Source organism: Sphingobium xenophagum NBRC 107872 (assembly GCF_000367345.1).
Taxonomy (GTDB): domain Bacteria; phylum Pseudomonadota; class Alphaproteobacteria; order Sphingomonadales; family Sphingomonadaceae; genus Sphingobium; species Sphingobium xenophagum.
Map to the genome: position 1 here is coordinate 1 of NZ_BARE01000072.1, position 12957 is coordinate 12957.

Annotated in this window: 12 protein-coding genes; 1 reads left to right on the forward strand and 11 read right to left on the reverse strand. The window is 63.1% G+C overall.

What is annotated here, in order from left to right:
- The 4 genes from SX1_RS23170 to SX1_RS20495 form a co-directional block, all read right to left on the reverse strand.
- The coding region (locus tag SX1_RS23170; protein WP_255209813.1) for an AAA family ATPase at window positions 1-2407 on the reverse strand (2407 nt) is incomplete at its 3' end.
- Window positions 2304-4613, reverse strand: coding sequence for a type IV secretion system DNA-binding domain-containing protein (locus tag SX1_RS23175; protein ID WP_019054589.1), 2310 nt, complete (start codon window positions 4611-4613; stop codon window positions 2304-2306). The genes SX1_RS23175 and SX1_RS23170, both read right to left, overlap by 104 nt.
- Window positions 4603-4932: a hypothetical protein gene (locus SX1_RS23985; protein ID WP_026150002.1), complete on the reverse strand. Its 330-nt coding sequence runs from the start codon at window positions 4930-4932 to the stop codon at window positions 4603-4605. Before SX1_RS23985 ends, SX1_RS23175 begins: the two co-directional genes overlap by 11 nt.
- A 464-nt stretch (window positions 4933-5396) precedes the next feature.
- The gene (locus SX1_RS20495) at window positions 5397-5618 is read right to left on the reverse strand and encodes a hypothetical protein (protein ID WP_019054591.1); all 222 of its coding nucleotides are present in this window, start codon (window positions 5616-5618) and stop codon (window positions 5397-5399) included.
- Window positions 5619-5965: 347 nt separating this feature from the next.
- Here SX1_RS20495 and SX1_RS24945 point away from each other — a divergent pair, with 347 nt between their 5' ends.
- A complete protein-coding gene (locus SX1_RS24945; RefSeq protein ID WP_019054592.1) occupies window positions 5966-6193 on the forward strand; it encodes a DUF6437 family protein in 228 nt (75 codons plus the stop codon).
- Window positions 6194-6308: 115 nt separating this feature from the next.
- On the opposite strand, the gene SX1_RS20505 is transcribed toward SX1_RS24945, so the two are convergent.
- The 7 genes from SX1_RS20505 to SX1_RS20535 all read right to left on the reverse strand — a co-directional run bounded on the left by SX1_RS20505 (window position 6309) and on the right by SX1_RS20535 (window position 12811).
- A complete protein-coding gene (locus SX1_RS20505; protein WP_006966186.1) occupies window positions 6309-6698 on the reverse strand; it encodes a single-stranded DNA-binding protein in 390 nt (129 codons plus the stop codon).
- Window positions 6699-7000: 302 nt separating this feature from the next.
- The gene (locus SX1_RS20510) at window positions 7001-7429 is read right to left on the reverse strand and encodes a DUF6915 family protein (RefSeq protein WP_019054593.1); all 429 of its coding nucleotides are present in this window, start codon (window positions 7427-7429) and stop codon (window positions 7001-7003) included.
- 10 nt (window positions 7430-7439) lie between these two features.
- A complete protein-coding gene (locus SX1_RS20515) occupies window positions 7440-7901 on the reverse strand; it encodes a DUF6878 family protein (RefSeq protein ID WP_019054594.1) in 462 nt (153 codons plus the stop codon).
- A gap of 122 nt (window positions 7902-8023) precedes the next feature.
- On the reverse strand, window positions 8024-8977 hold the full coding sequence (locus SX1_RS20520) for a DUF2493 domain-containing protein (RefSeq protein ID WP_026150003.1): 954 nt from the start codon (window positions 8975-8977) through the stop codon (window positions 8024-8026).
- 303 nt (window positions 8978-9280) lie between these two features.
- On the reverse strand, window positions 9281-9703 hold the full coding sequence (locus SX1_RS20525; RefSeq protein WP_019054596.1) for a hypothetical protein: 423 nt from the start codon (window positions 9701-9703) through the stop codon (window positions 9281-9283).
- 11 nt (window positions 9704-9714) lie between these two features.
- Window positions 9715-10656, reverse strand: coding sequence for an ArdC family protein (locus SX1_RS20530; protein WP_019054597.1), 942 nt, complete (start codon window positions 10654-10656; stop codon window positions 9715-9717).
- 166 nt (window positions 10657-10822) lie between these two features.
- On the reverse strand, window positions 10823-12811 hold the full coding sequence (locus tag SX1_RS20535; RefSeq protein ID WP_019054598.1) for a ParB/RepB/Spo0J family partition protein: 1989 nt from the start codon (window positions 12809-12811) through the stop codon (window positions 10823-10825).
- Window positions 12812-12957 lie beyond the last annotated feature (146 nt).

The following is a 12957-nucleotide window of genomic DNA, read 5'->3' on the forward strand; positions in this document are numbered from 1 at the left end:
ATGCTGCCTCGCGCAGGCGCTCGGTCACCTCCAGCGCCGAGGTCTTCTCGCCGGTGTTCTGCGAAACCGCCCTCCCGAGCTTGTCTGTACTGTCGACCACAAGGGTCAGGTGGTCCCGCAGCCGGGTCACGGTCACGAGGAAGGTTTGCTGGTTGGCCAGATTGCGCTCCCGGCTATCCATGACGGCAATGCCTCGATCCGACGTCAGCCCCTGCGCCATATGGGCATTGAGCGCGTAAGCGAGGTCAAGCCGCCTGAGCATTGGATCGGAGCGCTCCAGCTCGTGGCGCAGGCCAGTGGAGGTGACCACAGTCACTCGAGCGCCTTCGACCGCCTCGATCTTTGCCTGATCAGCATTGAACAATCCTCGGCGATGATCGTTTTCGGTCCACCGGATCCGGTCACCGGCATGGATCGACAGGCGCTTCTCTTCAAAGAGCGCAAGGCGATCGTCCTTCGCACCGGAACGGATCCGGCTCGGCTGAAGGGTTCGTGTCTTGCCCTTGCCATCGACGAGGAACACCTCGCGCGTCTTCTCGTCGATCCTGTCGACCTTGTATTCGCCGCGTGGGAGCCGCTGATGTTTATCGGGACTCCGAACATCGAGGACCATGCCCGGGCGGTACGCCGAGACATAGCGGAGCTCCTCACGCGTTGCATTGACCCGTGACAAGACGGTCAGGTCGAGCGATGTTTTGCCGAGCTCACCGTTGGCCTTGAGCCCCCGCTGAACAGCTTCGTTCACCGCGGTTCGCAAGGCCCGACCTGAAGCGTAGATCGCGGTCCGTTCCCGCTCTGGCGGCGCAAGCTGGAGCCATTGCTCGGCAGCCGTCAAAGCGCTGTCGCCCGATGTCTCGATCGTCGAGCTCTTGAGATGACCAAGTGCGGTTTCCACGTCACCCGTTTGCGCAGCAGCCTGAGCCAGACGCAGTTGCGGGTCCCTGCCGCGCAGATTGATCGTCATTTCAGCGCGCGCGATGCCAGCCTTCTGGACGAGATCAAACGGTTTGCCGGCGTCGACCGCGCCGAGTTGGCGGGCATCGCCAACAAGCGCAAGCCTGCGCGCGCCAACCAGATTGGCCAGCGTGACAAGACGCTCTTTATCGCCGTTCGAGACCATCGAGGCCTCATCAAGGACGAGGACCCGGTCGCCCAATGCGGCTCTCGCCTCGGCCATCAAGCCAGGATTTCCAGGATCCTCCAGCAGCGGTGCCCAGCTCTTGAGCAGGCGCGCCAAAGTCATCGAGCGAATACCAGTGTCGCGCTCCAGCATCTGCACCAAAGTGTTCTGGACGGCGAGCCCGATGATCTCCTTGCCTTCCTCGCCGAGGATCTGTGCCACGGGCTTCAAAACACTGCTCTTGCCCGCACCGGCGACACCTTGGATGGCGATTGTCCGGTGGGTCGAGCTGAGGATCAGGCGGGCGGCCGCTTCTTGGCCACCATTGAGGTCGATGCCGTGATTGATGGCAGCGACGGCCTTGACCCGTGCGCCTGCCTCATTGCTCCCGAGAAGGGGAGCAACAGCGTCCCTCCCGGCTTCGACCGCGGCGAGAATGCGATGCTCGCTCGCGAGCGCATCACGCGAGGTCAGCCAGCCCTTGTGCTCACCTGATCCTGGAACGAGTTCGCCCGAACGGACCAACGAGTTGACCCGCTGCTCAATGGCGCCAATGGTTGTCGGCAGACCAAAATCCAGCGCCGATTTGAACAGGGCCTCGCGCGGAAAGGCCGCTTCGCGCTGCGAGAGGTGGCGTACCGCTGACGCTGTAGCCTGGGCTGCGGCGATGGTCTCGCGGTCTTGCTTAAGGATGTGAGCCGGGATCAGTGGATCGGCAGGATTGCCCCTGATCCGCTCGGCAAAGTCCCTGAGCCAGGCCCTGCCGCGCTCGATTAGGCTGGTGCCAGCCGCGGGTGTGTGCTGCGAGGAATGCGAGTGACCCTGTGCTCGTTCAATCATGGCCTGCAGGTTGAGCCCTGCTGCCCGGGCATGGTCCTGCCAATCCGCAGTCAGGGCGCCCCTATCGGCGACGGCTTGTTTGGCGCTGCGGGTATCGAGGGCAGCGATCTTGCCCGCTTCAAGGCCCGGGCCGCGGCGTGCGTCCAGAACCTCCTGTCGCCGTGTGGAGAATGCCATGACCTGGTCGCGAGAAAAGCCCGCCGCCTCGAAGTTCCCGTGCTTGCCGACAGGACCGACTTCATAACCGAGCTTCTCGACCGAGAGACGGAAGCGCGCCATCGTCATGCTGTTGAGAAGCGTATTGAGTGACCAGAGCCGGTCGTTCTTCAGCGTCCGCCATTTGTCATCGGCACCTTTCGTGACGTTGGCGATGACGGCATGGAAATGGAGGTTGGGCTCGGGGGCTCTGACTGTCCTGCGATCGTGGGACCGGGATTGGCTTCGGATCGCCTGAAGCTGGCTTGTCTCCTCGCGCCGACGCTTTTTCATCGGGGGATGGCTGCGTCTCATCGGTCGCTTCACTTCTGCCGGAAAGAAGCGGCCCGGGAGGCAAGGTTGTAGTCGGCCCAGAACTCGTGAGCGCTTCGGCCGATGTTTCGACCTGACCTTGTTCGGGCGCTTCCCGCAAGACCTGTGCAGAGGCTTCGGACAGCCGCTCTTCAGACATTTGCGCGGCGCCATCCGGCTGACCGGCTACGCGCTGAAGGTCAAGCTTCAACTGCTCGGGAACGACCGGCTTGCCGGCGCCGTCGTCATTCGCGGCCGGGGCGCCGTCGGCAGCTTCGGCAGGCAAGGAGGCCCATTCCGAAGGATCGACATTGGTCTCATCCGCCGCGTGTGCACCGGGAGCAGGCCCAAATGCCCGCGCGATGAATCCCTCGGCCATCCGCGGCCAGCGGCGCGGGACAAGCGTGACCGGAGCGGCAGGAAATCCATCGGGGAACTTGAGGTAACCGGAGAGCCTCGGCAGGTTCATGAACTGATCGGGCAGCAGCAACGGCTCAATCTGGCGACGCGGCGTCAGGCTGACAGCGTCGCGGGCATTGTTATAACCATAGCTGTACCCTTCTTCCATGTCGCGGACCTGGCGATGACCGATGAAGTCGGAACACCAGGTTGCCGTTTCCCGGTCCGCAGTGGCGAGGATCAGCTTGCTGCGCGCGAGCGACGACAAGGTCATCGCCATGTTCTCGCCGTAGACCTCCTTGAGCTTGGCAAAGGCATGGACGCCAGTGACGATCGCGCCGCCAAAATTGCGCGCGGTCTGCAGGCCTTTCTCCAGTGCGGGCAGCCGGTGCAACGCGCCCAGTTCGTCAATCAGAAACCAGACCCTGAGATCGGGCGTACGCTCCATGGTCATCAGCGTGTTCATGGCCGTGTCGAGCCATAAGGTGAGCAACTGCGAACAGATCGACATGTCGACGTAGCGCGCGGAGAGGAACAGGATTGATCCCGATTGGGAGCTGCCGCGGATCCAGTCCCGTACCGAAAAGCGGGGGCCTTTAGCGGGTAACAGCTTCAGCGCTTTGGCATTGGCATTAAACACAGCGCGGATTGATTCTGCCATGCGCGCGGCTTCTGGCGCTGTCAGCGGATCGGCCATGGTGCCGCGCATAAGCTTGTGCACCTGCGCGAGGTCGGCGGTCATGAGCCGGGTGGCAAGCGCCTGGTTGCTGGCCTGACCGGTTCGCTGGAGATGCAGGCACATTTCCACGAAAAGCATGCGGGCTGCGAGCACCCAGAACTGCTCGGAACCACCGCCATCGTGCGGAACCAGCGCCTCAGCTGCGGCATGGAATTCGCCTTCGCTCGTGCAATCGTTGAATACGCTCCAGTTCGGGCAACGGGCATCGAGCGGGTTCAGAATGATGTCGCGGTTCGGATCGTAGAAGGTCTCGATGAAGGCTCCGGTAAGATCGAAAACAACGGCGCGCTGTCCGCGTGCCCTCGCCTCGGCCAGCAGCTGGCTAAGGGCAACGGTCTTGCCGGTGCCAGTCGTACCGATCAGCATGGTATGGCTTTGCTCGAGACGCCACGGCCAGGAGACGCCCGCGAGATGTGCCGGACTGTAGAAGCCGGCTTCCTCGGTCGCAGCTGTGCCTGCCAAACGCCATTTCCACCCAAGCGCTGCGTGCAGTTCGCGGGCACGTTCGGCGCGATTGTGCCGGTCGATCTCCGCTTCGAGCTCGTCCAGCGTGACGAGCATCGCCCCGCGCTCGTGCTTACGCTCTTTGGACTTGCCTCCGAACCGCTCAGCGAACCACCAGAAGGCAGCAAAGGCCGGGATCAGGACAAGCGCCGAAAGCCCGATACCGCGCCGGATAGCGGCGCCGAGCGCACTCACGGCTTCGCGCATGGGCGGAAAATCGCGCACGATATTGAAAGGGATGCGGACAGTTCCGCCACCGGCCAATTTGAGTTCCACCAGCTTGCCGGGATCGAACTCCATGAAGGAATAGCCGGAGGCATAGACATGCATCCAGGCAAGATAGACCTGGTGGTCGGTGAGCGTGGACGCCACCTCGAGATAGCAAAGCCAGGCGCTGACGAGTAAGGTCACCAGCAGAGGGCCTTTGAGCCCCGCTGCGAACATGAAACCGAAGTGTCCGAGGAGCTGGCTGCCGCGGGTGAAATTGAGGAGATTACGCTTCATCACTGCCTCCTTCGGGTGCGGAGGCGCTGAGCCCGAGACGGGCGAGACGACGATTGTAGGCTTCGTGAGTGCGCTGCCTCAACGAACCATCGGTATGGCTGGCCAGAAGCGCATCCAGGGCAACCGTGATGAAGAGGTTCTGCCGTACCGGGTCGAGGGCCGCAGGCCGCTTTCGCGCTTCGTTTTCACGCTGCCATGCGTTGATCAACTGGTCGCGAATGACGATGCTGACGGAGACCTGCTGGTCCCGGGCCTTGCCCTTTATCCAGTCAGCAAGTGGGCGGGGAACGTAGGTCTGAAGACTGAGATGCCGATCCATGTTCGGGGGTCCTATTGACCCTTGCGAACCTGGCTTGATCTTGCGGAAGACAGGAATGAGAATAAATCAGGAACATAGGCCCGTCAATCGCGGAATGTGCGAATACTATCAATGGTTTGACTGGCTTCGATTTGCCCGCAAATCGCGAATCTGAAGCATGCGTCACGATTGAATTGGTTTGACACTAGCCCTGAAATTCCGCCTATCACTTTGAAATATCTTCCTTAAATCCAGCAGTGTCACTGCGTACGGTGTGCTCACTCTACCAAGCTGCGAGAGGGTGATCCGGTCACTTCGCCGTACATGCAGGAGGGAATGAAGGGCCCTCGATAGCGCGGAGCCAAAGCGCGTGCGGGCGCCGATGTCCGCGCTCCGCTCATCGGCCCTGCTTATGGATCGAAGCGAGCCGACGGCGAGCAAAATAAAAGGGCAGGAACCGTTACCGGCTCCCACCCTTTTCGGCGTCAGAATTCATCCAGCATCGATCCGTGAATGGTGTGGACGACACGTGCTGCCAGATGTGCTGGCAGAGCGCAGTAGTCGCCTTCGTCGAGGGCGATATATCCGAGCTCTTCGTCTTCCACGATGTGCTGATCGAAGTAGCTGTGCAGTGCCCGGCGCTCGGCGAGTTCCAGGGCCTCGAAATAGCTGCGGGGTGAAGCGCTGCAAGGTGCGAAATAAGCCATGATGATCCTCCTGAGGTTGTCTCGAACGACAGAAGGAAGTGCGATGTTCGTGCGCATGCCGGGTCAGGGACCGCGCTCCTGCGCGGCCGCGCCAGCGGCGGTGGGGGAAACGATTTTGTCGGGGGAGGGATTCATCCCTTCTCCGGCAAAATGGTGGGGCCCTGCCGTCCTTGAGGCGGCATGTGGACGGACATCATACTGGGCCATCCGTGAGCCAGCCCCTCTACCCTCTCGGTTGGCACCGGACGGTTGTGGGCTGGCACGCTTTTCCTGTTTTCCTACACCCTGCGCACGGTGGCAGAAGAGCTCTCGAGGGATCACAAACCAAGGGGGTGGAAAGGACTGACATGCCCCGCAAAAGCAATCCGGTCGATGCCTTGAAGAAGCTCCGGGAACAACGCGAGGAACTGGCGGCCAAGGAAGCAAAGCTTCGCGACGAGGCGGCGATTGTCCTTGGCCACATTCTGATCGAGTGCGGCGCCGAGACGATCGAACCAGCGCAACTGCGTCAGATCGTCCGAGGAGCAATGGTACTCGGGATCGAGGAAACGCTGAAGCGGATAGCTCCCGCGTAAGCCCAACCCGGCGGCGGCAAGGGGTTCGATGCCCCTGGCCGCCGCATCGCCGGCGTACAAAAGAAAAGGCCCCGATGGCGTCTGCCACCGGGGCCTTGTCGTAGGGTGAGGACATTCAGTCCTCGTCGATATCGGGAGCACCTTCGTTGCTGCCGGAACGGCCCTTGGTGAGGAAGTCGACCTTGTCGGCGATGATCTCGCAGCCGTAGCGCTTGGCGCCGCTCTGATCTTCCCACTGGGTATAGTGGATGCGCCCTTCGACCGTCACGAGCTGGCCCTTGGTGCAGTACTTGGCGACGTTCTGGCCCAGGCCGTTGAAGCAGGTGATCCGGTGGAATTCGCTGTCCTTGGCGGTGTAGCCGTTTTCGTCCTTGTAGGTCTTGCCATCCTTGCGGGCGGGACGGTCGGTCACGACCGAGATCGAGGTGATGCTGGTTCCACCTTGGGTGGTGCGGGTCTCGGGGTCGCGAGCGATGCGGCCAACGAGGATAACGAGATTGGTCATGGGCTTTCTCCTGATCGAGCATTCCGGGTCCATCCCGGCTGCAAACCCGAGCAGAAGCGCCCCGCGGCGAAGCGCACCGAAGGGGAACCCGGAACTGGGCCGGGTGGTGCGGGCAGCCGGGCACAGCCCGGCAACTCGGCCGGACCTGATCCGGGTTGCGCGTCTCGACGGGGGTGATTCAGGGACAGGTTTGTATTGAAGCCGGGTGGAGCCGGATGCCTTGAACAGGTCTGCCCTGCCTCGTTTCCCTCCGGTCTTGGCCGGATCATTTCCCCGCCAGCCCTCCAACGGAGAACCCCTTCCTAGATCACGGTACGGACCTCTCCTCCAGCAGGTGGCCTGGTCCTGGACGCAACTGCTTCGCCGGGGACAGGCATATCGATCGTCACCCCTTCAGCGCCGTCCAGAGGGTTGCCTCGAAGCATCCAGGCCTGCGGCGTGATCAAGCGCGCCCAGTCCGCAAAGGAGGGGATCGAGCCCAGGTCTTCGCGTACGTGCTGTTCGCCGACCAGACGCACCGGAACGACCCGGCCATCGGCATTGACGAGGGTCTCACCGAACAGTGTTTCGAGCATGAATATCCCCTCGGCATGGTGCCGCAGCGCGCGGTGCCGGGGGTCTGCCAAGATTGCCTTCGACTGGTCGAACCACTGGTGCAGCGGGAGATAGTCATCGACCGTACCGCCCCATTTCCGGACCGACGAGAGGGCGTGGTAGTAGCAATGTGCCATGCCAGGTTTCCTAGAGCTCGGTCGAGTGATCATCGGTAGCGGTGAAGCGCAGACTGCAGTCGAGCACGAAGGTCGCCTCAGCGACATCGATCGCCAGCTCGCCGCAGGCACCGTCATTGATCTCCCAGCCCGGATGGTGGCGTTCGAGTGCCAGATAGGTCAGCTGCTCGAGTGCCTGGCCGAGTGATTGCAGCTCTTTGGAACCGGCACGATCAACGCTATCTTCTTCGCCTTCCATGAGGGTGACATCCGGGCACGGGACCGCCGCGCCAGCTACATCGAGGCACGCACATTCTTCAACGGCACCACTGTCGCCGCAGCCGTCAAAGCGGATCTCGACGCGGGCAATACCAGCCTCCTGCAACCGCGGAAGAATGGCTGTCTTGAGCTGCTGCATCTCGTCCGCCACTAGCGCCTGCCGCTCGGCCTGGCGAACGGCAAAGTCGGCCATCACGGCCTCGATATCGATCATGGAATACCTCCTGGAGAAAGGAGCCAACGACCATCCGCTGGCTCCAAACGACAGGCGCATTCCTTTCCTCTCATGGATGACGCCAGCGCCGATTGGGCGCTGGCGCGAAGACCGACAGGGCCTCAGTCTGTCCTGGCCGAAGTGTTCTTCGGATTGGTGCCGAGGGGCCCGCGGCGATCGACAACGGTGATCCGCCGAGCCTTGGCCTCGATCACCAAGCGTTCGAGTACGCCATTGCCCGGAAAGGCGATGACGTAGCGCGGATCGAGGGAGAGCATCCGCTCGTTGCGCTTGAAGCCGGCACGGGCGCCCAGCCGCATGTCGAGCGAGAATGTCACCTGCGGGATGCCGCGACGTTCAGCCCAGCTCGATGCCAGGCGGTCGACGCCCTTGGTGTCGCCGCCATGGATGAGCACCATGTCGGGCACACGGTCACGAACCTTGTCGAGGGTGGCCCAGACATTGTTGCCGAAGGTCAGCGCATCGTCTTCGCATCCATGACGGGTGCGACCGCCAGCGAAGACGACCGGGGTTCCTTCGGGCACCGCCGCACGGCGCTTGGCCTCGGCACGGGCGCGCAGGAAGTCGCGCCCTTCGACGAGTGCCGAGGTGAGCATGACGCTGTGATTGAAACGCGAACTGGAGACCGGCTTCCAGGAGGAGCCGAACTCGTTGAGGTACAGGGCTGCTGCGACCTCGCGCATCTCTTCGAGCGCCAGCATCGCGCTTTCGGCACACTGCGCCCGCTCGACCTGAGTCTCGAGTTCATGGGTGTGTACCTCGGATCCATCGGCGGTGGCGATCAGCGCCCGGACCTCGTCGGTCGCCCGGTCGACGGCCGTCGATTTGCGTTCGGCCGAGCGGTGAAAGATGTTGACGAAGGCCCAGCCAAGGTCCTCGGCGTCGGCTTCAAGAGCGGTCCCGGACACCATGGCGAAAAGATCGGACCAGACCGCTTCGAGAGTTTGAACGACCGCCTCCCGGACCGGAAAATCGCTTGTCGATACGGGAGCGGGTCCAATCGAGAAACCGGCAAGATCGAGCCCGGCGAGTTGATCGGCGAATGACGTGTGCATGGGGATATCCTCCTGACTGGCGTGAGGCCGGCGCATCCGTTCATGGCTGCGCCAGCGAGAGCCCGTCAGGGCCAGCATTCAGGCAGGATTGCGCACCCGTCAGGGGGAACCCGGCTTGGCGGGCTGGCGCGGGCAGGCCTTGAGCCCAAAGGGCCAAGGCCAACACGGGCCCGTCCAAGCCGGGTTGCGCAAGGCTGGCGGCTGGCCCAGGGCCTCTCTCGCATGGCGACAGACCATGACCGGCCGGCAAAGTTCAGTCAGGGATGGCAACCCAAAGCGCTGCGCCTGACCAACTCGCGGAGCTCAAGCTGCGCGCTTGGAGTAGACCCCCTCGCCATTCGACATGTGCCCGAGGCAATCGTAGTCGCCGAACATGGCATCGAAGCGGGATGCGATTTGGGACAGCCAGCGCCTTGCCCGCGGTGACCGGGCCGTGCGCCAATCGGCGTCCCAATAGGACCCGTCATCGCGTTCAACGATCCAGACGGCCACCAGCCCGCCATAGACCGATACGCCGAAATCTGCGTAGGCATTGCGCATGAGGGTCCGGTCCTCCCGACCTCGCCAGGCGTCATGCGGGATCAGGGACGGAAAGGCTCTGGATGCGCGCTCGCGCAGGTCGTCGCGCAGCCATTCATACTCGAATTCCCAGTCGTCGTCGCTTTCGACCTCGAGCACCGTGAAGGCGACAATTGCGCCGCTGGGATAGCTGACCGATCGGCCCATGGTATTCTCCCTCAGGCCGCAAGCGCAGCGTCGTCTGACGCGTCGTCGAACTGCTCTGGAGTGACCCTCCCGCCGAGATTCAGCAGCAGGCTCGCAGATTCTTCGGCCTTGGCCGCAGCGGTCAGGATGGCACGGTCGTCATCCTTCAGAAGCTTGAGCCAATGCTCGATATAGCTCGCGTGGCTATCGAGATGTGTGACCGGCAGCCCCAGCTCGGCGCCCAGCATGGCGCTGGAGAGTTCGGCGACCAGTTCCTCGGCGGCGTAGGTCGCCGTGCCGAAGCGGTTCTTGAGATCACGTCCCAGACGGCTCGCATGGCCGGTCCAGTGCGACAACTCGTGTGCAAGCGTGGCGTAGTAGTGATCGAAACCAGAGAATAGGCTCGTTGGCGGCATTGTGACGCGATCCGCAGTCGGTTCGTAATAGGCTTCGCAGCCTTGGTGGCGCAGATTGACGGGGATGGCTGCGAAGAAGGCGTCGAGCTCGGCTTCGCGCCCTTCGGGCTCGACCAGTTCCAATGTCGCAGCCGGATGGAAGCGCTCGGGCAGACCTTCGACCTGATCGGCATTGAAGACCGGATAGGCCTTCAGCACCCGGCGGGCCTCGTCGGTCTTTTCGCCCGTATCGGGGGCTTCCACCTCTTTGGTGTAACTCTTGTAGAAGATCGCGATGGTCGACTTCTCACCCTTGCGGACCTGGGCTCCGAGCGATTTTGCCTGGTTGTAGGTCATCCAGAACGGCGAGGCGTAGCCGCACATGTCGGCGACCATCCACAACCAGAACACGTTCATGCCCCGGTACGGAATCCCGCAGGCCCGCAAGGGCCGGGAGACCGGGACACCGCGCCACGGCTTGATCCACGGCTTCGTGCCTGCTTCCAGACGGGCGATGATTTCCTGGGTGATGCGGGTGGCGGGCGACACGCCGCTGCCCTGCCGCTTGCGATAGGCCATGATGGTTCTCCTGATTGAGGCATCTGACAGTCGGCGACGGGTTCGCCGGTCAGTGCCACAGGTTCCCGAGCCCCCTCTGCTCTGCTTCCAAAAAGGAAGCGGCCCTCCGGCGTAAGCCGAAGGACCGCTTCTCTAGGTGCGAGTGGCCGAGCCTGTCAGGAGGAGGTCAGGCGGCCAGCTCGCGGGGGGTATGAATTTCGCCGTCGACACCAGGCTCAGCGTCAGCTGCTTCGATCTCGGCTTCACCAACCTCCGGTGCAGGGCAAGCGAAGCGCATGACCTCAGGCACCCAGGCCAGAGCCTTTTCACGGACCTCGACTTCGGTGATGTAGGTGCCAGAGAAGACGCGCTCCGCGCTCATCGCGAGGTCCCCCTTCTTGACCGAGGAAAAGCGTGAGGAGAGCTCGAGACCGCCGACATCAGTCAGCGCGTCAAGGATCACCTGCTTCGACACCCGGTCAAAGTAGTTGGCCGCTGTCGGGCGCCACCACTGCGCCATGTCGATGCCGATCAGGCTTCCGAGATGATCTTGGAATGGCAGCTGACGCTCACCGGCCATGTTGAGGCTCGCCTCGAGCGACCGGGCAACGACATAGCCAAGCCAGGCTGCGCGGCTGCCCTCGGGCAGCGCCCGAAACAGATCGAAGCGGGAGATCGCATCGTCACCAGCACGCCAGCTTTCGTCGAGACTGGAGCGGAACTCGGCAAGCCCGCTGCTCGCCGGAGCATCCTTGGCTTCGAAGCCGATGATCGGGCCTGCCGGAACAGGCGCGCGCAGCGTGGTCGCAGCCCGCGCCCGCCAGTCGTGGGTATCGGCATCGACGAGCGTGAAGACCATGATGTCGAGCGCCAGGCCGGGGTCGGATGCAACGTGCAGCGCCAGAACATCCCGGCGCTGCATGGCGAGCTCGTCAACCAGGCGCTTGGACAAGGTCGTCCGGCGCTTGTCCGAACCTTCCCCGCCAGCAACGACTTCGATCCCGTCGTCGGCTTCGGCGGGTTCAGCCTGACGCTCGCCGTAGAACACCGGCTGGAGAACCGGCGTGCCATCGCGCGAGAGCACCAGGACCATGCCTGCCTCGGCCTTGAGTTCGGCCGCGATGACGGGCGGTCGGGCCCGGATTTCCTGGCATTCGCGTTCGATCGCTTCAATGGCCGCTTCAGCCGCAGCCACAGCCTCCTCGGCACTGTCCTCGTCTTCAAGGATTGCCGCATGCTCGTCATAGGAGGCATCGAGTTCGTCGAGCCTCGCCACTTCCGCTTCGGTCAATGGCGCCGGTTCGGCGGGAAGCCGGACCAGCCCTTCGACCAGGTCGTGGCTGGCATAGGGATCGAGCGTGGGCTTGACCCAGGCGAGGCCCTGCTCGGCGGCGAGGGCTTTGGCCTGCTCTTCCATCTTCGCGGCGGCGAGGCTCTCGAGCAGCGCGACGTCGACCCAGGATTCGCTGTCATCGTCATCGAACAATTCGCGTTCGATGCGACCGCCGGCGGCCATGTAGGCGTCCCGGCCAATGAGCCTGGCTCGAGGGTCACTGCCCCGCACAGTCCCGGAGAGGACCATGCGCCGGATGCTGTCGGGATTGGGCGCATAGTAGGCCGAGGAGACCTGCTCGAAGACACGGGCCTGGATATCCTGATCCGAGGTTGCGCCGAAGGCCTTGGCAATGTCGAGAGTGATTTGGCCGGAGGCCAGTGCCTCGAATACGACGGGCGCAAGCGTCGCGAGGCGCAGACGGCCCTCGACGAAGCGGACGGTCAGACCGAAGCGGCGAGCAACGTCCTCGACAGTCGCACCGCCTGCCACGAGCGCGGCAAAAGCCTGGGCTTCATCGGCCGGGTTCATGGCGAGGCGGTGGAAGTTCTCCGCGAGGCTGGTCTCGACCGCGACTTCGGCACTGTCTTCGAGCACGAGGCACGTGACTTCATGATCGCGGGCGAGGATCTTTTCGTCCGCGAGCGCGAGCATTGCGCGACGGCGGCGCTCGCCGGCTTCGACCTCGAACTTGCCCTTCGCGGCAGGCCGGACAATGAAATTCTGCAGCAGCCCATGGGCAGCGATGCTGGCCTTGAGCTCGGCATCGGCGGCTGGATCGCCGTGACGGCGGACATTGCGGGGAGACTGGACTAGCTTGTTCAGCGGGATCGACTTGATCATGGGACACACTCCTGATTGTGAGCCCAGCGCATCGACCATCGACGCCCAACTGGCTCAATCAGGGCAAAGCCCACTCCCCTCTATTGCGTTCGCAGCAAATCTCCCAATTGCAACGGGCTATGACGAATGACCATGGTTGGGACAAG

Coding starts and splice junctions, on each gene's coding strand:
- SX1_RS23175 (WP_019054589.1), bottom strand. CDS start 4,613: ATGAAGCGTAATCTCCTCAATTTCACCCGCGGCAGCCAGCTCCTCGGA.
- SX1_RS23985 (WP_026150002.1), bottom strand. CDS start 4,932: ATGGATCGGCATCTCAGTCTTCAGACCTACGTTCCCCGCCCACTTGCT.
- SX1_RS20495 (WP_019054591.1), bottom strand. CDS start 5,618: ATGGCTTATTTCGCACCTTGCAGCGCTTCACCCCGCAGCTATTTCGAG.
- SX1_RS24945 (WP_019054592.1), top strand. CDS start 5,966: ATGCCCCGCAAAAGCAATCCGGTCGATGCCTTGAAGAAGCTCCGGGAA.
- SX1_RS20505 (WP_006966186.1), bottom strand. CDS start 6,698: ATGACCAATCTCGTTATCCTCGTTGGCCGCATCGCTCGCGACCCCGAG.
- SX1_RS20510 (WP_019054593.1), bottom strand. CDS start 7,429: ATGGCACATTGCTACTACCACGCCCTCTCGTCGGTCCGGAAATGGGGC.
- SX1_RS20515 (WP_019054594.1), bottom strand. CDS start 7,901: ATGATCGATATCGAGGCCGTGATGGCCGACTTTGCCGTTCGCCAGGCC.
- SX1_RS20520 (WP_026150003.1), bottom strand. CDS start 8,977: ATGCACACGTCATTCGCCGATCAACTCGCCGGGCTCGATCTTGCCGGT.
- SX1_RS20525 (WP_019054596.1), bottom strand. CDS start 9,703: ATGGGCCGATCGGTCAGCTATCCCAGCGGCGCAATTGTCGCCTTCACG.
- SX1_RS20530 (WP_019054597.1), bottom strand. CDS start 10,656: ATGGCCTATCGCAAGCGGCAGGGCAGCGGCGTGTCGCCCGCCACCCGC.
- SX1_RS20535 (WP_019054598.1), bottom strand. CDS start 12,811: ATGATCAAGTCGATCCCGCTGAACAAGCTAGTCCAGTCTCCCCGCAAT.